Genomic DNA, 346 nt, shown 5'->3' with positions numbered 1-346 from the left:
CATTTGCTGGTATCACGGCAGTTGGTGCTATATTATGGGTTTTTCTTACTCAGTTTGACCGGTTGTTAATGTCAAAATATTTAACCTTAGAAGAGTTTGGTTATTTTTCTTTAGTTGTTACAATATCTTCCGGTATTATGATGTTGTCAGGTCCGGTTTCGACCGCTATTTTACCTAGATTAACTGCACTTTATAACAGCGATAACAGAAACCAAATGGTAGAATTATTTATAAAAGCTACGAGTTTAGTCTCAGTGACAATTCTTCCTATTGCTGTTATGATTATATGCATGCCAGAAACAATCCTATATTTTTGGACTGGAAATTTAGAGGTGGCTTCTTGGGG

The 346-nt window shown here is 35.5% G+C and carries 1 protein-coding gene; it reads left to right on the top strand.

Translation table 11 applies throughout. From position 1 onward, the window contains the following. Positions 1-346 (top strand): oligosaccharide flippase family protein (locus Q5762_RS37540; RefSeq protein WP_315896793.1); only part of this gene is annotated, 346 nt, incomplete at both ends.

Source organism: Streptomyces sp. P9(2023) (genome assembly GCF_032436795.1).
Taxonomy (GTDB): domain Bacteria; phylum Actinomycetota; class Actinomycetes; order Streptomycetales; family Streptomycetaceae; genus Streptomyces.
The sequence above is the reverse complement of the archived record's forward strand: the minus strand, read 5'-3'. Positions and strand labels throughout refer to the sequence as shown.